The sequence below is a fragment of the Microcoleus anatoxicus genome, assembly GCF_042465725.1.
In the GTDB taxonomy this organism is placed as follows: domain Bacteria; phylum Cyanobacteriota; class Cyanobacteriia; order Cyanobacteriales; family Microcoleaceae; genus Microcoleus; species Microcoleus anatoxicus.
Map to the genome: position 1 here is coordinate 4,561,839 of NZ_CP120853.1, position 22,994 is coordinate 4,584,832.

10 protein-coding genes are annotated in these 22,994 nt (G+C 45.2%); 5 read left to right on the forward strand and 5 right to left on the reverse strand.

Annotated elements, in window-relative coordinates:
• Window positions 1-11: 11 nt before the first annotated feature.
• On the reverse strand, window positions 12-9,056 hold the full coding sequence (locus tag P2A85_RS19890; RefSeq protein ID WP_377474991.1) for a CHAT domain-containing protein: 9,045 nt from the start codon (window positions 9,054-9,056) through the stop codon (window positions 12-14).
• A gap of 648 nt (window positions 9,057-9,704) precedes the next feature.
• Here P2A85_RS19890 and P2A85_RS19895 point away from each other — a divergent pair.
• The 3 genes from P2A85_RS19895 (at window position 9,705) to atpC (ending at window position 12,847) form a co-directional block, all read left to right on the forward strand.
• Window positions 9,705-10,511, forward strand: coding sequence for a PEP-CTERM sorting domain-containing protein (locus P2A85_RS19895; RefSeq protein WP_377474993.1), 807 nt, complete (start codon window positions 9,705-9,707; stop codon window positions 10,509-10,511).
• 119 nt (window positions 10,512-10,630) lie between these two features.
• A complete protein-coding gene (gene atpD / locus P2A85_RS19900) occupies window positions 10,631-12,088 on the forward strand; it encodes a F0F1 ATP synthase subunit beta (RefSeq protein WP_377474995.1) in 1,458 nt (485 codons plus the stop codon).
• Window positions 12,089-12,439: 351 nt separating this feature from the next.
• A complete protein-coding gene (atpC, locus tag P2A85_RS19905) occupies window positions 12,440-12,847 on the forward strand; it encodes an ATP synthase F1 subunit epsilon (RefSeq protein ID WP_341739666.1) in 408 nt (135 codons plus the stop codon).
• 390 nt (window positions 12,848-13,237) lie between these two features.
• Here atpC and P2A85_RS19910 read toward each other — a convergent pair whose 3' ends face one another.
• Entirely contained in the window at window positions 13,238-13,537 is a 300-nt protein-coding gene (locus tag P2A85_RS19910) for a hypothetical protein (protein ID WP_341739665.1), read from the reverse strand.
• A 496-nt stretch (window positions 13,538-14,033) separates the two neighbouring features.
• Between P2A85_RS19910 and P2A85_RS19915 the strand changes: the two genes are divergently transcribed.
• Window positions 14,034-17,435, forward strand: coding sequence for an ATP-binding protein (locus P2A85_RS19915; protein WP_377474998.1), 3,402 nt, complete (start codon window positions 14,034-14,036; stop codon window positions 17,433-17,435).
• A gap of 97 nt (window positions 17,436-17,532) precedes the next feature.
• On the opposite strand, the gene P2A85_RS19920 is transcribed toward P2A85_RS19915, so the two are convergent.
• Complete coding sequence (locus tag P2A85_RS19920; protein WP_377475000.1) at window positions 17,533-18,153, reverse strand: DUF3177 family protein; 621 nt, start codon at window positions 18,151-18,153, stop codon at window positions 17,533-17,535.
• Between the two features lie 236 nt (window positions 18,154-18,389).
• Entirely contained in the window at window positions 18,390-18,626 is a 237-nt protein-coding gene (locus P2A85_RS19925) for a Calvin cycle protein CP12 (protein ID WP_377475002.1), read from the reverse strand.
• A gap of 389 nt (window positions 18,627-19,015) precedes the next feature.
• Between P2A85_RS19925 and P2A85_RS19930 the strand changes: the two genes are divergently transcribed.
• On the forward strand, window positions 19,016-20,266 hold the full coding sequence (locus P2A85_RS19930) for an FIST N-terminal domain-containing protein (protein ID WP_377475004.1): 1,251 nt from the start codon (window positions 19,016-19,018) through the stop codon (window positions 20,264-20,266).
• A 226-nt stretch (window positions 20,267-20,492) separates the two neighbouring features.
• Here the strand turns inward: P2A85_RS19930 and P2A85_RS19935 are convergent, their stop codons facing one another.
• Window positions 20,493-22,541: an iron uptake porin gene (locus tag P2A85_RS19935; protein WP_377481599.1), complete on the reverse strand. Its 2,049-nt coding sequence runs from the start codon at window positions 22,539-22,541 to the stop codon at window positions 20,493-20,495.
• Window positions 22,542-22,994 lie beyond the last annotated feature (453 nt).

A 22,994-nucleotide genomic window follows, 5' to 3' on the forward strand; every position in this document is an offset into this window, starting at 1 on the left:
CCTGTGTAAGATTACCAAGGATTTCCAATCATGGTGAAACTACTCCAGTAGTAAGGATGAGAGAAATTGCGGTTTGATTGTTGTAAATTAGGAGGTAAATTTAAAGTGGAATTGGTGGTGACTAACTGTCGGTTTTTCATCCTAATTTTACCAGCAATCATTGCTTGTTGAGCAAGTTGCAGAGCCTCTGTCTTAATTATCGATCCTCGAAGTTGGTTGTAAAATTCACTCATCAGTCCCAAAGTGCCTCCATCATCAACATACCATAAACTCCCTAGGGCAGATTTAGCGCCGGATTTGACAGCTAAACCTCCAAAACCTAACTCTGCTTCCCGATCGCCCAAAGCCGTTCTACAAGCACTTAACACCAACAATTCCACTTGGGGATTGCGCCAATTCAAACTTTCCATGCGATCTAGCTGCAATTTATAATTCCACATTTGAATGTAAGAATTGCTAGATTTTCCGGGTAGAAATTCAGCATGAGTTGCTAGGTGAACGATCCGAAATCCTCCCTGTTTGTGTTGGGAATTGAGATTATCTATAGTGAAAGTCGAATTGAGAAAAGATTGTCCCCGCCACTCACCATTAATTACCTGTAATTCTAATGGTACACTGGGTAAGGGTTTTTGTTCAACAAACTCCGATCTACCCATTCCTAATAAGGAAGCACTCCTCACAGATTGATAATCGGTATTGGTATTGCTGAAACTGGGAATGAGACTAAAATTATATTTTTCAATTAAGAAGCCTTTCCCATCGTGTAAAGCGGCAAAGGGTAGGCTGCGCAGCCCTGGATCTACTGATAGTAACAGGGTATGAATGCCTAATTTTTCTAAATCAGGCTCTAGCTGTGAGAACAACCATTTGTATAGTTGTTGGGCGGGAGGTAAATAGGTGTTAGTGTTGATTTTTCTAGGATTAGTAATTTCATCCCGTAGTTGCTTGACTACGGGGAACAAAGCTGCTCTGTTGGCTGCGGGTACGCTGTAGCGAATTGGTTGTCCTAGGGGAGGAACTAAGATTATTTCTAATTGTTCTGATCTGGAAACTAGATAAATAATACCAGACCGCCTACCTGTTTTTTGTTGGATGGTTTGTAAAGTGTTTTGAAATTTATTAATCATAACGTTGGGTTCTGGGATATTGGCGGTGACACCCAGATGTTCTAAATATTCTTGATTTCTAATTTTTTCGATTTCCCAGACAGTTTTCTGTAGGTTATTTTGTTCAAAAATGCGATCGGGAGACGCAACATATCCCAGAACTTGATCTCCATTAGGGTTGACAATTGTTGATGGTGTTGAGTCTTTTGGAGGTATAACACCACTGTGGGACAACCGGCTGGTGATACTGGGCTCGATGGTTAAAACTCGATCGCCTATACCGCCAGGATTGTCTAAGGGTGAGATTTTGCGAGGTTGAGAGTCTTCTGGATTGAGGGTGGAAGATTCTGGTTCCGGTTTCGGTGTGGCTGTGGCTATGGCTGTCACAGGTGCGATCGGTGTTACGGGTACTTCGACAGATTCTAGGGTTGATGTTACCTGCTGATTTACCTGCTGGTTGATGACAGTTACCTCTGGATTTCCCGGCTGGTTTATTACTGTTTTTTCCTGATTTTCCTGTGGACTTATGACAGTTATCGGTGGAGTTTGAGTCGGACTTATGACAGTTATCGGTGGAGTTTGAGTCGGATTTGTGACAGTTATCGGTGCAGTTTGAGTCGGATTTGTGACAGTTATCGGTGGAGTTTGAGTCGGACTTGTGACAGTTATCGGTGCAGTTTGAGTCGGATTTGTGACAGTTATCGGTAGAGTTTGAGTCGGATTTGTGACAGTTATCGGTGCAGTTTGAGTCGGATTTGTGACAGTTATCGGTGCAGTTTGAGTCGGATTTGTGACAGTTATCGGTGCAGTTTGAGTCGGATTTGTGACAGTTATCGGTGCAGTTTCGCTGGGAGTTGGAGTTACAAGCGCCGTTGGAGTTGGAGTTTGATTGGGAGTCGGAGTTATCGCCGGCGTGGGAGTGGGAGTGACACTGGGAGTGGGGGTGACACTGGGAGTGGGAGTTATCGCGGGCGTGGGAGTTATCGCGGGCGTGGGAGTTATCGCGGGCGTGGGAGTGGGAGTGACACTAGGAGTGGGAGTGACACTGGGAGTCGGAGTGGGAGTGACACTAGGAGTCGGAGTGACACTGGGAGTCGGAGTGGGAGTGACACTAGGAGTCGGAGTGACACTAGGAGTCGGAGTGGGAGTGACACTAGGAGTGGGAGTGACACTAGGAGTGGGGGTGGGAGTCGGAGTCGGAGTGATGGTGGCGTCATCAGTATTGAATGCAATATTACCTACATTCTGTGAGCCGGGAAAGGACTGCGATTGAATCGTAGATTGTCCAGTTATGATTGCAGCAGCCGTGCCATTGATAGTAGCATCCCCCACCACAAAGGGTTGAATTGGGGGGCCACCATTGCCTCCTGCGTGTCTAATGGTGATATTTCCTCCACCGATGCCACCAGCAGTGGAAATACTAGCAAATCCTGTGGGCGAAAGTAGAGTTGGGAAAGAATCTGTAGCGCGGAAAAATCCGCCTGTGGAGGAAACAAAAACAGTCCCACCGGTACCGCTAGTGCCGCCTTGGGCATTGATGAAACTGACTTGAATATCGCCGATCGGATCTAAGGAAACATTACCACCATTTCCGACTATACCGCTGGCATTGATTTGTCTTGCGGTAATAGAATCTTTGGCCACCACAGTGATATTACCGCCAATATTTCCCGATGTGGTTAAATTTTTGACATTGACAGTGCCGTTTGGGCTCAAAAGTGCGATCGCCCCGCCATTTCCAGAATTAGAAGCAGTAATATCTCCCAAAACATTAATATTTCCGGTACTATTTACAGTCAAACTTTGAGCGTTAATTGAGGAATTGGCTGTCACATTACCAGCATTGGCGATCGCCATATTTCCTAGCTGTCTCGTAGCGCCAACTGGTGCGCCGAAAGTGACAGTGCCAGTACCAGCCGCCAGATTTAGATCGAAACTGCCATTAACACTGTCGATCGCCCCTCCAAAGACAATATTGCCACCTCCAGAGCTCAATTTCGCATTTTGGCTTAACCCCAAAGCGCTGTTGAGCGTAATTTCGCCATTATTGGTGGTAACATTACCAGCTAAATTAGTATTAGTTGCCGTAACATTCACACCAGAAAGTGCTGTGGTTTGTCCGATATTGCCTTGCAATACCACATTACCTTTACCAGCATCAATGTTCAAACGGCGATCGCCGTCGATCGCACCTGCGACACTGACATTACCACCACCACTACTGATACCCACATCCTTACCGACTGTGACATTCCCCTTAATAGCGATACCCTGATTGGTAGTAGTGATACCACCATTCAAATTCAAGGTGGGAGTATTGAGACTGATGCTGCTGTTGTCATTGCCGGTAATATTGCCATTAAGGGCGATCGAACCACTTTTCGTTTGAATATTTACCGGATCGGAAAAACTCAGATTATTAGGAATAGTCACATTTCCACTGCTATCCGATCGCCCAATAGTAATCGAACTAAAGCCATTTTGAAGCAAACTCATTTCCGATGCAGTCAAATCCAAAGCGCTAGTATTATTATCAGTCCCACCAACAACTATATTTTGTCCCACAGTTGCCGGTTGCAGCGTTAGCACATTAGTACCAGAAACTTTCCCAGAAAAATCAATTTCACCGGCGGTGAGATTCAGGGGATTATTCCCGGCGGATAAAGTTGAACCAAAAGCAATCTTGGCATTTCCCACTCCCCAATTCACAGGACCATTTAATGTCACCGGGCCACTAAAATCAATATTATCATTAGTGGTGGTGATATTTCCCTTCAGCCCCAAACTTCCCTGGCCATTTTGAATCAAAGCACCGTCTAAAGTCAGATTATTCCCAATATTCACATCGCCGGTATTGCTGAGAGTTAGCGTACCGTTATTGGTGGTAGTTACACTCTGCAATAAATTAATAGTATCACCGGAAATACCGATATTTCCCGCCACATTGACTGCTGCATTAGCAGTGATATTTTTTCCACTAATCTGCAACCCGCTTACAGAACTAGAATTGCCTACAGCCCCGGTGAATGTCACATTACCAGTGCCACCATTTACGGTCAAATTGCTATTGCCATTAACAGTATCATTGAAAGTAATAGCGCTACCGGTTAGAGTGGGATTGTTGGCTATGGTTACTGCATCTCCATAGGTCTGACTGGTGGTGGTTGTCACATTGCCATTGAGTAGAGTTGTGCCACCAGTATTGGTCGTCAGACTATTAGCTGTGACAGCATTAAAGGTAGTTGTACCGACAGTATTAGCGGTGATATTTCCTAATGGTGTGGAATTGCCTACAGCCCCAGTGAATGTCACATTACCAGTGCCACCATTTACGGTCAAATTGCTATTGCCATTAACTGTATCATTGAAAGTAATAGCGCTACCGGTTAGAGTGGGATTGTTGGCTATGGTTACTGCATCTCCATAGGTCTGACTGGTGGTGGTTGTCACATTGCCATTGAGTAAAGTTGTACCACCAGTATTCGTGGTCAGGCTATTAGCTGTGATAGCATTAAAGGTAGTTGTACCGGCAGTATTGGCGGTGATATTTCCTAATGCTGTGGAATTGCCGATCGCTCCAATAACATCAATCTTTCCCGTACCTGTTTCTAAGGTGAGATTGCCACTGCCGTTAATGTTATTATTAAACAGAATATTCCCGCCTGCTAAATTGCCTGTTCCCACCAAGACATTATTGCCAACTAGGGCATTGCCGTTAATTGTAATATCTTGAGATTTGGTAGTAATATTGCCATTCAGGTTATTAGTGGTAGCATTGAGAGTAATGGAAGCATTATCAGTTCCCGAAATAGATTGATTGGGATTGACCAAAATATTGCCTTGAGTATTGAAACTCACAGGATCTTGAAAAGATATGGGCAAATTGTCTACAGTAATATTCCCGGTTGTAGTGTTACTCCCGAAAACAATTTTACTAAAGCCATTACGCAAGGAGGATAAAAACTGTGGCCCTAAATCGATCGCCCCTGGATCATCAGCAAGTCCTTTTTGGAAGCGAATGCCGACATTGGGCGCAGACGGCACAATTGACAAAGTACCTTGACTCTTGACGGAATCTACTCCTCCCGAAAAGCCCATCTCATTGCCACTAATGGTAATATTTCCAGTACCGGACAATCCCTGGGCATCAATCACATTTACCCCAACTTGATTGGGAGTTGCGATCGCCATATCTCCAGCAGTACCAGAAGTAGATCTAGAGTTCCAAATTGCACCTGCACTTGCCACAATGTCGCCTGTTTTGCCGGTGAGGGTGATGTTTCCACCATTGCCAGCAGTGGAACTAGAATTAAGATTACCCCCGTTAATCTTGTTGGCACTGAGTGCGATCGGGCCTCCATTTCCGGTAGTAGAACTTGTATCGATCGCCCCTGTGGAAGTCGTTGTAATCGTACCATTATTGCTGGTCAAGGCGATCGCCCGTCCGGGATTTGTCGTATCGCCAGTAGTAATATCACCTGTAGCTGTAATCGCGATGGCGATCGGACTGGTAAGATTGCGAGAATTGACTATGTTGAGGGAACCCAAAGGCACTGTCCCCCCAAGAGCCCCGTTGAGATTAATAATACCTGTTCCCGTAGTCAAAACTAGATTGCCACCACCGTCAACAGTTCCCCCAAAATTAATATTACCGGCATTGGTTAACCCTGTATTGAGGGTGATATTAGAATTGGTAGCGAGAGAGACTTTGCCACTAAAAATAATATTCTGTTCGTTGGTGATAATATTGGAATTAGCTAAAAAATTGGTCGTTGGAGCATTAAAGGTAATTGAAGCATTGTTTACACCTGTAATGTTGCCATTGACTGCAATGCTGGCCGCTTGCATGGTGACGGGTAAATTAAAAGTAACACCAGCAGGGTCAATGGCGATCGCACCAGTACCATTTGTGCGCCCTATAATCATTTGGGAAAACCCATTCAATACCGGAGGTGCTAGTTCCGCTGCACTCAAATTCAAACGAGAGTCCGCAGTATTACCACCCACACTAATATCTAAACTGGAAGTCAATGGCTGCAACTGGATAGTCCCAGTACCTTTAACTTGAGTTGTTCCTGATAGTTGAATTTCATCCCCTGTCAAAGTCACATTGCCGCCTAACACCGCATCAATCGCACCGCCAGCCAGATTAATCGGAATAGAATTGTTATTAGCCTTTCCCGTGAGGCTAATATTACCAGTTCCCGTAGCTTGCACCGTTACCAGTGGCGCCACTGGGAATGTAACGCCGTAACTGCTAAATGCCGTCCCGACACCAGTACCAGTTAAACTAATATCTCCATTCTGGGATTTTACCGTGGCTGAGTTGAGCCAAATCCCGGAATTAGTACCTGTCCCTGCACTCCCCGTCCCCGTCAGCGTCACCTTTCCCAAGCCTGCGGTTTGGACTGTAGCACCACTATCTATATATATACCTTCGTTGACACCCCCAGTCCCACCACCAGTACCAGTCAAGCTGACATTTCCAGATGATGCTTTGACAGTACCAGGTGCAACTGATATGCCTTGATTACCATCAGTCCCATTTCCTCCCGTACCGCTGAGAGTCAGACTCCCAGTGCCTGTAGATTCTACCACCCCGGACACTGAAATGCCCCTGTTGTTGCCCACACTGCCTTTACCTGTTCCAGTGAGGGTGATATCTCCATTTTGCGATCGCACTATACTGGGATTATCAATATTTATCCCCTGATTACTATCCGTCCCATTTCCTGCGGTACCGATGATAGTAAGAGTCCCGTTCCCCTTGGACTCCACTGTAGTGTTATTGATATCAACGCCACTATTTTGAGTTAAAGTTCCACCACCGTTACCAGTCAGGTTGATACTGCCCCCAGCCGATCGCACAGTGCTACTATTAACAGCGATCCCTGGATTATTAAATGTGCCATTCCCGCCAGTCCCGTTGAAAGTAATACTTCCTGTTCCGATCGACTCCACTGTGCTGGTAGTATTAATATTAATCCCATTGTTGCCACTTACAATTGCGCTACCAGTTCCAGTCAGGCTGATATTTCCATCGACAGAAGTCACTTTAGATGTATTTGTAAGAACAAGACCTTCATTATTACCAAATACATCCTTTCCCCCAGTACCATTTAGAGTGATATTCCCGCTGCCAGTAGTTTGTAATGTACCACCAGAAATAGAAATGCCGCTATTATTTACCCCTGTCGAATTTCCTCCAATACCATTCAGGTCGATTTTTCCAGATCCAACATTAATTGTGCTGTTCTTGACCTCAATTCCCTCCCCGAACACTAAATTCCCCTGACCATTGCCCAGAAAATTACCACCTTTAGTATCTATGGTCGCACCCAATATTCTGAGACTACCACCATTGACACTATCACTATCAGCCTTCAGAGTAATATTTCCTCCCTGAGTTGTGATATTCGCATTGACTTTTATATTGTTATTAGCTAAAGCCGTAAGTCCAACTCCCGGAGTAGTTATATTAACAGCAGCACTAAAGGTAATGTCATTAGTAGCTTGTAGCATGACATTAGTCGCAGCACTGTTAATCAAAGCAGCATCAATGGTATTTCCCCCTATGTCAGGGTCTGCAAATTGATCTGCTTGAGTTAGTGCCGTAAAAGTTCCCGCGCCAGTTTGAATAGTAATATTTGTTGGGTCAAGTAATAATAATCCTGGATTGCCGTTGGTAGCGAGAGTATTGACATTTCCTCTGAAGTCTAAAAATTGCTTCCCCGACACTTCCACAAAGCCGCCATTACCAGAAAACAAACCACCCCTCGCCGTAATATTCCCATTAAAACGAGTAGTTTCATCAGCCCAAACTATAACTCGCCCGCCATTCCCATTACTCACAGCATCAGCATTAATCGTCGAATCAGCACTCACAAAAGTCCGCGCAGCATTGGGCACCGTCCCCAAACCCTGATAATCCCCGCCAATCAGTACATTACCGCCACCATTAACACCAGAAGCATTGATACTGCCACCAATAACTCCTACGCGATCGCCTAATATATTTACAGTACCCCCAGTGTTACCAGAGACATTGAGAGTGCCAGAGGCGATCGTAGTTCCCGGACTCATCGGCACCGCCATACCCCCTGTCAACACCACCTCACCATTCGGATTTACCACCAAACCCGTAGCCTGTTCCACACCTTTCCCAGTCAACAACTCCGGCAAAGATAAAACCGATTGCGTCCAATTATGCGGCAACAAACCCTGATTAGCCGTCGGCTGCACTTCCAAACTCAACAAATTTCCTGCTTGAGAAATCCGCACCAAATTTTGGCCTGGTACTGCCGTCATCGTAATCTGACCACCGGGCGCATTCAACTGACCAGTATTCACAACAGTACCGCCCATTAAACTCAAATTTTGACCGTTGTGAACGCTCAAATTCCCAGCATTAACAATACTTCCCGGTTGCAAATTAGTAAAAGCAAAACTATTAGGATTGCCGATTAAAGTCGCCCAATTATTATTGCCGATCGCATTAAACCACTGATTCCCCCCAAAACCAATCCCCGTCGCCGTATTAGCATTAAAAGAACCAGGCACATTCAAGCTAGCACCAGGCCCAAAAATTATCCCCGCAGGATTCATCAAAAATAAATTAGAATTCCCACCCGTAACTTGAATCAATCCATTAATTAACGAAGGATTCCCACCATTAATTCGTCCCATAATGTTTTGGATATTGGGATTAGTCAAAAAATTAGCTATTTGACCTTCACTGATATTGAACTGAGTAAAACTGTGAAACAGATTAGCCTTATCTCCGCTGAAAGCTCCCCCAGAAATATCGTAGCGATTGCCATTGGTAGTAACCTGTGTATTCGTACCGTCTGGTGCTGGGATGATTGGTTGTGCACTCGCAGGTAAAGCCACTGCACTCAGCCACCCAATTGTGAATAACCCTCGAATTAAATGCAGTTTATTCGCGTTCATTAATTTAATATTATAATTATTCGTCCATGCCAATATAACTCAATAGCTAAGCAGTGTCAAGATTTACCAAGTCAATATAAAGGTATTAAAAAATCCGACTGCAAAAGTTATTTGTTATTTGTTATTTGTTATTTGTTATTTGTTATTTGTGTTAATTCCAATCCCCCATTCCCTATTCCCCATTCCCCATTCCCAATCCCCCATTCCCCATTCCCCATTCCCCATTCCCCCATTCCCCATTCCTCAGTACAAACTTTATATTTTTCCGATTAACTTTATCAAAACTTCATAAAGTCGCCTCATAAAAAATTTTTATAATTGGTAAAACCTAATATTGGCAAGAGTTGTAGTCAATTAGAGACCCTTGGCAACCGAAATAAATGTTGTATTTTGGAGATATAGAGTAGCTGCAAAACTTGCTGGTAGAGATTAAAGTGTGGCAGTCTGGTGTAAGTGAAAATTCCTAGAGTAATAGCCAGTCTTTTACTCAAAGACACTGATAGCTGATACCGCTCTGTAGAGTAAGTTTTGAAGCCCACGCGATCGTCCTCAATCATCTAGCAGGACAGACCAAGCCTCATCCAGTCTAGCTTGCAGCAAGCATTCTCAGCCTTAGTACATAATTAATCTTGTGGAGGAATCAGGGTTATGACTGCCTTAACCTTAGTCAAAAAAACATCGTTTACTGTCGCTAGTGTAGCAGCAACAGTGGTTCTGAGTATCTGTAGCCCAGCCTCAGCTTTTATGTTTGGGACTACTGGCATCCAATTTGATCAAGATACGGATATTAGCTTTACATTCGATCGCTCCCAGGGAGCATACAAGTCCAGCTTGTGGGTAGCTCAAGCCCTGCCGAACAACACAGGCTACAGCAATGTATCCAGTCTGTTTAGCGAAACTAAACCCTCAGATAACGGCCCTGCCAATAACTGGCAAGGTACCTTCGGCAACGCTGTCACTTCCAACAATGGAGCCATCAGCCAAACCTTCACATTTCTTAAGGATCAAATTTATGCCCTGCTACTGTGGAGTGACACCGGCAGTGGCAAACCCTTCGAGCAATACGTCTCCAGCAGCACCTTTATGAATAGCAGCCTCTGGTTTGCCGCCGAAAGCAAGTTCGGCAGAACAGATTGTCTGGCCATTGGGTGTCAACAAGCCGTATTTGGAAATTTTAGCCTCAACTATAACTCTACAGAACCCTTCAGCACCGTCAATGGTGGCAAGGGCCCAGAGCAGTTTCAATCTTTGACATTGGCACAACTGGCTGAAGGAACCAAAATTTCCTTTGATGACGGCCAAGGACCCAGTGAAGCAGACTTTAAACAATTCACCGTCAGTGCTCAAGCAGTCCCCGAACCAATGTCAGTGTTGGGTACGATTTTGGGGATCGGGGCTTTGGGGGCGGCGCGAGCCAAAAAAAACATTACCAGCCAGCAAAAAAATGACTTTTAAGTAGCCCCGTATAAATCTCAATAGTGAGTCTGTTCAGTGGTAATCTGATGAATAGCATTTCTAAATGTTAAGAGTTTTTCCAATATCGGAAAAATAGAATCCTAACAAAGGCACTATTCATGGTATCCACCGCAACAAAAACCAACGTAGGCTACATCACCCAAATCATTGGGCCGGTCGTAGACGTCAAATTCCCCGGCGGCAAACTGCCCCAAATCTATAACGCTCTCACAATCTCCGGCAAAAACGAAGCAGGTCAAGACGTTTCTGTTACCTGCGAAGTTCAGCAACTGCTCGGAGACAGTCAAGTGCGTGCGGTTTCCATGAGTACCACCGACGGTTTGGTGCGTGGCATGGAAGTGGTGGACACCGGAGAATCTATCCAAGTTCCCGTTGGTCTTCCCACACTAGGCCGGATTTTTAATGTCATCGGCGAACCCGTAGACAACCTCGGCCCGGTCAATACTTCCGAAAGTATGCCCATCCACCGCAACCCCCCAGCTTTCACCGAACTGGAAACTAAACCTTCGGTGTTTGAAACTGGAATCAAAGTGATTGACCTCCTGGCACCTTATCGCCGTGGAGGCAAAATCGGCTTGTTCGGTGGGGCCGGCGTAGGCAAAACCGTCATCATGATGGAACTCGTGAACAACATTGCCAAGGCTCACGGTGGTGTATCCGTGTTCGGTGGTGTGGGCGAGCGTACCCGCGAAGGTAATGACCTCTACAAGGAAATGATCGAGTCCGGGGTTATTAACGAAGAAGACCGCAGCAAATCAAAAATTGCTCTGGTTTACGGTCAAATGAACGAGCCACCAGGTGCTCGGATGCGCGTGGGCCTTTCTGCTCTAGCGATGGCCGAATACTTCCGCGATGTCAGCAAACAAGACGTGCTGCTGTTTATCGACAATATCTTCCGCTTTGTACAAGCGGGTTCTGAGGTATCGGCTCTGTTGGGTCGGATGCCTTCTGCTGTGGGATATCAGCCGACTCTCGGTACTGATATGGGTGACTTGCAAGAGCGGATTACTTCCACTACCGAAGGTTCGATTACTTCGGTGCAAGCTGTTTACGTGCCTGCGGATGACTTGACTGACCCCGCACCAGCTACGACTTTTGCTCACTTGGACGCTACAACTGTACTCTCTCGTGGTTTGGCTGCCAAGGGTATTTATCCTGCGGTTGACCCGTTGGATTCTACGTCTACGATGTTGCAAGTTAGCGTCGTGGGTGAAGAGCACTATGGTGTGGCTCGCCAAGTGCAATCCACTCTGCAACGCTACAAGGAATTGCAAGACATTATTGCAATTTTGGGCTTGGATGAGCTGTCGGAAGATGACCGCTTAACCGTGTCTCGCGCTCGCAAAATTGAACGGTTCTTATCGCAGCCGTTCTTTGTGGCTGAAGTGTTTACCGGTTCTCCTGGTAAGTATGTCAAGCTGGCAGATACTATCAAGGGCTTCCAGATGATTCTTGCTGGTGAGCTTGATGATTTACCAGAACAAGCTTTCTATTTGGTGGGCGACATTAGCGAGGCGATCGCCAAAGCTGAAAAAATGAAGGCTGATGCCAAGTAATTTTAGTCATTAGTCATTGGTTATTAGTTATTGGTTATTAGTTATTAGTTATTGGTTGCCAATTACTAATGACTGCTGACTAATGACTGCTGACTAATGACTGCTGACTAATGACTGCTGACTAATGACTGCTGACTAATGACTGCTGACTAATGACTGCTGACTAATGACTGCTGACTAATGACTGCTGACTAATGACTGCTGACTAATGACTGCTGACTAATGACTGCTGACTAATGACTGCTGACTAATGACTGCTGACTAATGACTGCTGACTAATGACTGCTGACTAATGACTGCTGACTAATGACTTTTGACTACTGACTTTTGACTACTGACTAAGGACAATTTATGACATTAACTGTGCGCGTAGTTGCCCCAGACAAAACTGTTTGGGATTCCAATGCTGAAGAAGTAATTCTGCCGAGCACTACAGGCCAATTGGGTATTTTAAGCGGTCACGCTCCGATGTTGACTGCTTTGGATACCGGTGTGATGCGCGTCCGTCCTGGTAAGGAGTGGGTGTCTATTGCTCTGATGGGTGGCTTTGCAGAAATCCAAGAAAATCGAGTGACGGTTCTGGTCAATGGCGCCGAAAAAGGTGACAAAATTGATAAAGAAACTGCTCGTACTGCCTACACTGAAGCAGAAGCTCGTTTGGAAAAGTCCGCTAATGGCACTCTCCAAGAGCAAATTCAAGCTAAGCAAGCAATTAAACGTGCGCGAGCTCGTTTTCAGGCTGCTGGCGGCACACTCTAGGACTAAGAATGATATGGAGGACACGGCAGTGCCGTTTCCTTACGCCAGAATTAATTGTAGAGGACACGGCAGTGCCCATTGGTGTCAACTTAAGGTAGAACCAATAGTCCGGCAGGGGTTTAAACCCCTGCCTCAAAGCGCAAGTCCTCTCAAAGAGGACTGAAGAACTCTTTAGTCCTCTTTGAGAGGACTTTAGCTATTAGACAGGGGTTTAAACCCCGCTTAGGACTCGCGGGATGACCAATGAACTTGGCGGGCTGACAGCTTAAGTTGACACCTATGGGCAGTGCCGTTTCCCTACGCCAGATTAATTGTAAGGACACAACATTGTTGTGTCCCTACGCCAGATTAATTGTAAGGAGACAACATTGTTGTGTCCCTACTGTTTTGTTAAATCCCAACTTCCGACAATAGAGATTGCATTGTTTCCCAAGATAGCCCTTGCTGAAGATAGCGGGGGTTATTGGGATTGTAGGGTCCGGCAAGGCGATCGACACTGATAATTTTTGCTCCCTCCGGTAAAACTGGTATATCTGGATCGAAGGCAGTAGATCGCACTAGGGAACTAGAAAAACCTTTAAAAATAGAAATTTCATCTAACTCGCCCTCACTTTCAACCTTCACGATTAAAACTTCTTGAGGGCGTTTTACTGTGTATTGTTCCAGGCGGCGAGCGATCGAATCAGTCATCCTAAATATCACTTTATTAACAATAATAATCTAGCATGATTTAGCCGTTGATTGCCCAAGGGTTGTGGGGAATTTATTAAGAAAATTAGACATTTTTTCATAATTTAATCAGAGCCAGTAGCATGAAATGGTCATCCGAAATATTTAACGTTTTATCCGGTTTTACCTAGATTGTCTCAGTCATAATACATTCAGGGTTAATAATTGGGACTCCCAATTTTATCAAGGGGCTCAAGACTTGTCATCCCATCCCTGATTTTGACCCCAAACGTGAATAGACTGTGGAGGGTTATTAGACTTCGAGGTGAAACCGAGACAATCTACCTACTTTGGGACACTTTCCAGGTGCGAGGACTGTCCAGTTTGCCAAGGGTACTCAAATCATGGCTTCGATCGCCCACAATTCAACTTATAATTACTTTAAAAACAAAACACTTAACAGGGGTGTAGATTCCAGCCGATCGCCCAACTAACTATTCTAAGATAAGTGATTGCTATGTCAACTTTTTTTCTAAAAAATTTAGCTACCCAACTTTCAGGAAAAGTTAATTTACGAACAGTGGTCATAGTACCCTTTGTGTTGCAAGTATTTGCAGCCGTGGGACTGGTGGGATATTTATCATTTAAAAACGGCCAAAGGTCAGTAAATGACCTGGCTGGTCAATTGATGAGCGAAGTCAGCAATCGCATTGAACAAAATTTAAAAACCTATCTAGAAACTCCTCACCAGATTAATCAAAGCAAACAAGATGCTGTGACATTGGGTTTTGTGAACATGAAAGACTTGTCAGCTTGGGAGAAATATCTGTGGAGACAAGTGCAACTATACCCTTACATTAATTTTACGTCGCTGGGCAATAAAAATGGAGAGTATCGCACGGGAGAAAAGATGTCCGATGGCACCTTATTGATTAACGCATCAGGCCCGTCCACAGGTTTTGACTTTCATTCCTACCATACCAACGATAAAGGCGATCGGACCACAGTAGCAGCAGTTGTCAAAAATTTTGATATCCGACAACACCCTTCTTATACCTTAGCCGCCTTAGAAGGTAAACCAACTTGGAGTTCTGTCTACGTGTCCTTCCTGGAACCAACATTAATCATCAGTGCCCTCAAACCAGTCTACAACAGCCAAAAACAGCTAGAAGGGGTCTTAGTTACAGCCTTGCGTCTCGATGCCATAGGTCAATTTTTAAATGGCCTCAAAATCGGCAAATCAGGTCAGACATTTATTGTAGACAAAAACGGCATACTCCTTGCAACTTCGACATCCGAAAAACCTTTTAGGACTAAAAAAAATCAAAAAGAACTGTTTAAAGTTACCGAAAGTAGCGATGCTGTAACTCAAGCAACAGCTAAATATTTAGCAACTAAATTTGAAGACTTGCACAAAATTGAAAATTCCCAGCAAATCAATTTTGCAATTAACGGGAAACAGCAATTTTTAAAAGTTCTGCCATTTAAAGACGGCAAAGGTTTAGATTGGTTAATTGTCGTCGTCGTTCCCGAAGCCGACTTTATGGCACAGATTGATGCCAACACCCGCACTACAGTGCTGCTGTGTCTAGCTGCTTTGGCGATGGCAACAGTGGTGGGAATCTGGACATCCCGCTGGATTGTCAAACCTATTCTCGAACTGAAAGACGCAGCCACAGCTTTGTCTGAAGGACAATTTGACAGGACTGTAAAACTCGATAGAAGCGACGAATTAGGCATACTTGCCACAGCTTTTAATAGTATGGCTGCACAACTGCAAGCATCTTTTACCGCTTTAGAAACTAAAAATAGCGAATTGCAGCGACTGGACAAACTCAAAGACGAATTCTTAGCCAATACTTCCCACGAACTCCGCACTCCCCTCAACGGGATTATTGGTATTGCAGAATCTTTAATAGACGGGGCTACCGGAACGCTGCCAGAAAAAACTAATATGAACTTAGCTTTGATTTCATCGTCTGGCAAAAGACTGTCATCTTTAATTAACGATATTCTTGACTTTTCTCAACTCAAGCACAAAACTCTAGACCTGCAAATTAAACCAGTCGGCATCAGGGAAATTGTATACATAATTCTGACTTTATCTAAGCCCTCGGTAGGCAACAAAAATTTACTGTTAATCAATTCCATCAGTCCAGAATTGCCACCAGTGGCTGCCGATGAAAATCGTTTAGAACAAATACTTTACAATTTAATTGGTAATGCGATTAAATTTACGGAAAGTGGGAATGTAGAAATTTCGGCAGAATTGTTAAGGAACAATGAAAAATTATCAACACCTAATTCCCAAGTAGCGATTACTGTATCCGACACGGGGATTGGCATCGCCGAGGAAAAATTAGAGCGAATTTTTGAATCCTTTGAACAAGCTGACGGTTCCACTGCTAGAGAATTTGGTGGCACGGGTTTAGGTTTGGCTGTAGTTAAGCAATTAGTTGAATTGCACGGAGGTCAAATTCGGGTATCTTCAACTGTAGGAGTTGGTTCTCAATTTACCTTTACTTTGCCAGTCTCTGAAACTCAACCAGAAGCTAGCAGCAGGTATCCCCTTCTGGCTCAGGAGGGCGATCGCAATTTAATCAATCATCAGGTTACAACCGAATTACCGATGATACATTCTCAGTCACTAGCCAATCAAGAACAGCTCCAAACGGATAAAATTAAAATCTTGATTGTCGATGATGAGCCGATTAATATTCAGGTGTTAATCAACAGTCTTTCTATCGAAAATTATGCGATTACTCAAGCTAGCAATGGGATGGAAGCCTTAAGTTTGATTGAAAATGGATTTAAGCCTGACTTAATGTTACTTGATGTCATGATGCCCCGGATGACTGGTTATGAAGTGTGTCGAGAAGTTCGTAAAATATACTCGCCTTTAGAATTACCGATTTTGATGTTGACTGCGAAAAATCAAACCTCAGATTTGGTAGAAGCTTTCAACTTAGAAGCCAATGATTATGTAACTAAACCTTTTATCAAAAAGGAATTGTTGGCAAGAATTAATACTCAAATTCGTTTGGCAAAATTGAATGCAGCCTACGGCAGATTTGTGCCTCACGATTTTTTAAATTTGCTTGAAAAGCCTAGTATTATTGAGGTGAAATTAGGGGAAAATAAAGAAAGAAAGATGACGGTTTTGTTTGCTGATATTCGCTCATTTACGGTGCTATCAGAACAAATGACACCTACAGAAAATTTTGCTTTTATTAATAACTATCTAGGCAGAGTTAGCCCAGCAATTAGAAAAAACAATGGGTTTATTGACAAATATATTGGGGATGCAGTTATGGCACTGTTTCCTACTTTTCCTGATGATGGGGTTCGAGCAGCCATTGAGATGCAGAAAGAAGTAAATATTTATAACCAACAGCGACAAGAAAGTGGCTTGGCTCCTATTTCCATCGGTATTGGTTTACACGTCGGTAATTTAATGTTGGGTACAATTGGTGAGCGAGAACGCATGGAAAGTACCGTGATTGCTGATGCGGTGAATCTGGCTTCTCGTTTGGAAGGGTTGACTAAGGTTTATGGTGCGGGAATTTTAGTTAGCGATGCTGTTATCAATGGTTTGAGCGATCGCGAACAATATAAGTACCGATTTGTCGATCGAGTCACCGTGAAAGGGAAAACAACTGCTGTGTCGGTGTTTGAGATTTACGATACAGAAACAGAACAAACTATTTCACTCAAGCAGCAAACTGCGGAGGTTTTTCAACAAGGTTTAGATTTGTACTATCAACAAAAATTTGTTTCAGCACAAAAAACTTTTCAGAATATTTTACAAATTAATCCTGAAGATAAGGTAGCAATGCTCTATTTCAAACGAGCTCGCAAGTATCGAATGTACGGAGCACCGGATGGCTGGGTAGGGGTAGAAGCTTTGACTGAAAAATAGGGAATTAGGGATTGGGGATTGGGAATCAACAGTCAACAGTCAACTGTCAACTGTCAAAAATTTGGTGTTACCGAAATCGATATCAGTCCTAATTAATTTACTGACCCGTAGCCGATCGCCCTTGTTTTCCCAGTCTAATTAACACAAAATAGGATAAGTAAACTACATAAATTGCTAAACCTATCATCGCTAAAAACCCCAAAAATTGAGGGTTAGTGTTAGGGTGAAACATCTGTTTGTACAGCCAAGGTGGGTCAAGCCAAATGCGGCAAAATGGTTCCTCAATGATTTGACTTTGAGATTGGAAGGCGCAAGTTAAGAAGGGAATTTGAGCGATCGCACCCAATCCGCTGTAAACAGTAATCGCCCATCGCCAAGCAGTAAAAGCCAGTTTCAGAGACGATTGGGGTCGATCGTCAATTTCTTCGTTCAAATCTGTCCAAAACCACAAACTAGCAGGAATCAAAGCCCTGGCGATCGCCGACGACACAAAGCCCACAGGCAGCGCAGCCATCATCAGGTAAAGTGTAATTGCTAGCAAACTCGCCACTCGCCAATAGATAATCAACAAACGGACGATCGCCTCAGATGAAGCGAAAACAGCCCAAATCAGCACTACCAGCGGGATCGAAACCGTTAATAACACAGACAACCGATAATCCATCCAGACTAGCGGTTGAAACCAAGGTCCGGTCGCTGCCAATAAAAGACTTAACATCTTTGGGAAAATATACTCACTTATTTGTGGAAAATCTTACTACAAAAAAGCCAAAAAATCAGCAACTGGGACATCTTGTCATGTTCCTGTTGCTGCTTCACTTTTGGCAGATGTAGGCTGCGTAGTGCGAACTATCAGACGCATTTTGAGTACCTTTGTTTTTGCGATCGAGCTAAAGAAAAGGATAGAGGGCAAATTTCGCCCTCACCTTTTGCTTCAATCTCTAAATTGCAGGTTTATTCCTCGTAGATGCGGCACTCAGCAGCGTCAGGATTGTTGTCGCAATATTGTTCAAAGGAATTCTTAGGTTTAACTTGCTTTTGGTGAGAGGCTTCTGCTTGAAGTTCTTCAACTGCGTCCCAGGCGGCCGCACACTCGCCAGACGTGCTGCCACTTATGTCGCAGACTGCACGAGCGTTTTCGAGTTCTTCTTCAATTTTTTCTTGGATGTTGCCCGCGGGTGTTGTTGTCATATTCACCTATATCATCATAGAGGAAAGGTTTTTGTTGCTCTATAGAACCTATCGAGAACTGTCTGTGTTACAGTTGAGGGTCTACTTATTGCCGGTACGCAGAGGGAATATTCCTTCTAAGACCCAAGCGTTACTTCAGGTCGAGCTTACCTGACTTTTGATCAAAACATTACATGGAATTGTCGTGTCAAACTGTATAGAGCTTGATCTTTTAAGATTTGGGCGATCGCACAGTGGACAGCAAACTGATTTATCCCATGCCAATGTTAAGTTATCTTAACACAAGCATGGCTTTGTGGACAAAATCGATCGCGCAGCAGCAGAGTCCTGGGGAAGCGGATGCAGGTTAACCTAATCTAAAAGATAGTTTTATACAGAAGTTGTGCCAGATGTACACCCAAAACGAAATGCAGTGGGTCAGCGCTTTATCCACCCGTCCCTCTTTAGAATCTGCCCTCAAAGAAGTTATAGAACAAGCCGATCGACTCTTAGAAGGCCCAGCAGATTTGGGGCTGATCTTTATCTCCTCTGCCTTTGCCAGTGAATATTCTCGGCTGATGCCTTTACTCCAAGAATTACTGCCGATTCCTGCGGTGATTGGGTGTGGTGGGGGAGGGGTAATTGGCACTGGTCTAGACGGCTTTACGGAAGAAGTAGAGGGTTCTCCGGCGGTTAGTTTGAGTCTGGCACGGTTGCCAGGAGTGCAAGTTAGAACTTTTCACGTCGCAGCAGAACAAATGCCGGACTTAGATAGTCCTCCCCATACTTGGGTGGATCTGTTGGGTGTGCCAGCCCAGGAGGAACCGCAGTTTATCATCTTAGGCGATCCGTTTTCGTCAAAAATTAACGATTTGCTGCAAGGGCTAGATTATGCCTATCCGGGCGCGCCGAAGGTAGGGGGACTGGCTGGTGGGGACGGTACTAGGGGTGTGGCGCTGTTCTGCAACTATCGGCTTTACCGAGAAGGGACGGTTGGGGTGGCTTTGAGTGGGAATATAGTTTTGGAAACGATCGTGGCTCAAGGCTGTAGGCCGATCGGGCGTCCGTATCGGGTGACGGAAGGGGAACGCAATATTTTACTCAAACTCGAAGAACAAACCGACGATACAGGCTTCGGGGGGACGGAGCGATCGCCCTTAGAAGCTTTGCGAGAGTTGGTGCAAACTTTGAGTGAGGAAGACAGAGAGTTAGCCCAACACTCGCTGTTTGTGGGGGTAGTCAGCGATGAATTCAAGCTGGTACTAGAGCCTGGAGATTTTTTAATCCGAAATCTGTTGGGAGTAGACCCCAAAGTGGGAGCTATTGCGATCGGCGATCGAGTCCGTCTCGGACAGCGCATCCAATTTCACCTGCGGGATGCCCGCACCTCCGCAGAAGACCTAGAAATGCTGCTCGATCGGTATCGGCGATCGGCCCAGTACAGCGGTAGATCCAGTGCAGGCGCTTTGATGTTCTCTTGTCTAGGGCGCGGTGAAGGACTTTACGGCGAACCCAACTTTGACTCGCGACTATTCGGCCGATACCTCAACCACATTCCCCTAAGTGGCTTTTTCTGCAACGGTGAAATTGGTCCGGTCGGCGGGAGCACTTTTCTGCACGGCTACACTTCCGTATTTGGGATTTGCCGTCAAAATTGGTAATTTGTTGACGGTTGACTGTTGTCAGTTGACTGTTGTCAGTTGACTGTTGTCAGTTGACTACGCTCTGGGGGCGCTAACCCTTACCCTGAGCGTAGTCGAAGAGCAGAGCGCCGATAACAAATAACCAATAACCAATAACCAATAACGAATTCCCCATTCCCCATTCCCAAAAAGAAAAAGCAGCAGTCATCTGCCGCTTTTTCTTTTAACTAGATCTCTGGAAACCTTAGAAGCTAAAGGTTGTCCGCAGGACTCCTACCCAGATATTGTCATTGTTGTTGTTGTGTTCGGGATTCAGAATCAAATAAACACCAGGTGTGACAGAAATAAAGTCATTGACTTGGAAGCGATAGAAACCCTCTAAGTGATAAGAGGTGTCTTTATCTTCTTGTCGGCTGCCATTTGTGCCTCGGAAAGTGCTGTCCGTAACTTTCGGTGGCATACCAAACACGAAACCTAGGAGATTGCCCTTCTTGCCAAAATCAGGGAAAGACAAGTTCACAGCATAGTTGAGCAGGGTAGCTTCTCGGTTTCTGTTAAGAACATTGACAGCCTTGTGGTCATTTTCTTGTTCAGCCTTGGTGTAACCAATCCAGCCACCAAGCTGGAAGCGGCTGCTTGGTTTGATGTTAGCTTGCAAACCAAAGTTATTGGATGCAGTGGCTGATTGACCGAAGGGGCGGTTCGCCAAGGAACTGCCGGTGCTACTGGTGACACCGACATTACCAGAGCGATCGTATTTGCGGTTGTAACTCAGACCCAAGTCTACAACTTTGCCCAAAGAAAAGTTTAGCTGAGCCACAGCGCTGAAAGAACCGTCAAAAACGCCCCTGCCGTTTGCGGGGTTTGGTGCGTCGCCGTCGGAAGCAAGATAACCTACTGTGGCTTTGGCAGCGCCGAAAGTGTAATTTACAGCAGCACCAGCTCCTTCGGGGCCACGGAAGATTGCTGGGTTGTAACGTCCAAACCTGGAAATAGAACCGTTACCACCATCTCCAAAGGGAGTAGTTATAGGAAGAACGTCATCCAGATTCAATCCTCTTGGTCCCAACCAGACTGTCGCATTACCTACTGGGAAGCGATAGAAGACCTTATCCAGGTTGAATGCGTTGGCACTGTCACCGTCAACGCCGAGGCGAGCCATGTTGGTGCCAGTGGCAGTGGCAGCACCGTAGTTGGGGATGTTGACAGCTTGCAAGCGAGTTCTGAGCAAGTCCTTGCCGGTGAAGCTGGTGTCGAAGTTCAAGCGCACTCGGTAGCCGAAGGTGGTAGAGGTTTTGTCGTCCTTAAGGGCGACACCATCTCCGAAGGTGTCGCTAGCGGTAAAGATGACTTCTCCTCTCAACTTGGTGGTTGTGGAGAACTGGTTAGCTTCCAGTTCGGCAGTGCGGGCTTCTAGAGCGTCTACTCTGCCGCGGAGGGTAGCCAGTTCGGCTGCAAATTCTTCTTGCAGGCGTTGCAGAACTCCTAAGTCATCTTTGGTGACGAAGGTAGATGTTGAGGAGGTAATTAGCTTAGTTACTTGGTCTAAGCAGGCGTTGAGTCCGGCTGCAAATTCGTAGCGTGTCAGGGCGCGGTTGCCGCGGTAAGTACCGTCGGGATAACCTGCGATACAACCGTAGCGTTCGACTAGGGATTGCAGGGCTTGGAATGCCCAGTCCGTCGGCCGCACGTCGGAGAGTTGGGATACCGATGTCACTTGGGACATGGCTCCTGACTGTTCTGTGGGTTGGGCTTGGGGAGCAACTGGGACGATCGGGTTGCTCAGTTGTGCCGGGGCAGTCTGAGCAAGTTCTACCTTAGCTGCTGGGGCGGAGGTTGGCAGTTTAGCGTTTTCGATCGCTGGATTCAGACTGGTTGGCACTGCCAAGTCTGATGCTTGGGGCAATGCTGCTGTTGCTGTTGCTGTTGCTTGCAGTTTGGCAGCGCTGGTATCTGGTTCGATTTTTGCCAGTTTTTCTGCTTCTGTGGAGTTAGCGCCGATCGCTGGTGCGATCGCCGGTTCGGAAGTTGTCGCTGCTGAATTTTGCTCTGTAACTGCTGAGCTGCTATTGATTGCCACAGTCTCGGAGGCAGCAGGGGCTGCTGCAACTGGTTCTGCAACTGGTTCTGTTACTAATGCTGCAATTTGTGACTCAGATGGCTGAGCTGTTGCTAGCTGGTCGGCGACGGCTGTTGTGGTCGATTCTACAGCGAGGGCTGAGCCACAAGCCACTGTGGATAATCCCAGAATGGCCGGGGATACTAGCAGTAAATTCCAAAAAGTTCTATTCATCATTCCTCACACCATCACACTCTATTTAACTTTAGCAGCAAGTCCCAACTGCTTGTTTTTGCGGTTTCTGCCTGTTCACAATATATCTTTTACTGCTTGCGAGCCTATCTGTCAAGGTTTTTAACCTTAATTTAAAGCTAGCTCCCTTGGGGACTGTTTTCTCGAATAATTCGAGAACCCAGGGATTGAGGCACATAGATCCGCAAATGTTTTGTTACATTTCACACTTGACAACTTATGAATTTTGTGATGTCTGTGTGAAATTTAGTATAATCTGCTCTATCGCAATATTTTAACACAATTTTTTCTCAGATTTGCCAAAGGTATCTGCGGCAGTGTCTCCCAGCTAAAATTTTTATTTTTGTGGGGGTCGAATCTCCCGCACCTCTGGGGGCTTTGGATTGAGTTCTACGATCGATTCTGTTGGGGAATTATCAACAGATTATTTTTACT

What these genes read in the sequence shown, in the direction of transcription:
- atpD (WP_377474995.1), top strand. Translation starts at nt 10,631, where the DNA reads ATGGTATCCACCGCAACAAAAACCAACGTAGGCTACATCACCCAAATC.
- P2A85_RS19925 (WP_377475002.1), bottom strand. Translation starts at nt 18,626, where the DNA reads ATGACAACAACACCCGCGGGCAACATCCAAGAAAAAATTGAAGAAGAA.
- atpC (WP_341739666.1), top strand. Translation starts at nt 12,440, where the DNA reads ATGACATTAACTGTGCGCGTAGTTGCCCCAGACAAAACTGTTTGGGAT.
- P2A85_RS19890 (WP_377474991.1), bottom strand. Translation starts at nt 9,056, where the DNA reads ATGAACGCGAATAAACTGCATTTAATTCGAGGGTTATTCACAATTGGG.
- P2A85_RS19910 (WP_341739665.1), bottom strand. Translation starts at nt 13,537, where the DNA reads ATGACTGATTCGATCGCTCGCCGCCTGGAACAATACACAGTAAAACGC.
- P2A85_RS19935 (WP_377481599.1), bottom strand. Translation starts at nt 22,541, where the DNA reads ATGAATAGAACTTTTTGGAATTTACTGCTAGTATCCCCGGCCATTCTG.
- P2A85_RS19930 (WP_377475004.1), top strand. Translation starts at nt 19,016, where the DNA reads ATGTACACCCAAAACGAAATGCAGTGGGTCAGCGCTTTATCCACCCGT.
- P2A85_RS19895 (WP_377474993.1), top strand. Translation starts at nt 9,705, where the DNA reads ATGACTGCCTTAACCTTAGTCAAAAAAACATCGTTTACTGTCGCTAGT.
- P2A85_RS19920 (WP_377475000.1), bottom strand. Translation starts at nt 18,153, where the DNA reads ATGTTAAGTCTTTTATTGGCAGCGACCGGACCTTGGTTTCAACCGCTA.
- P2A85_RS19915 (WP_377474998.1), top strand. Translation starts at nt 14,034, where the DNA reads ATGTCAACTTTTTTTCTAAAAAATTTAGCTACCCAACTTTCAGGAAAA.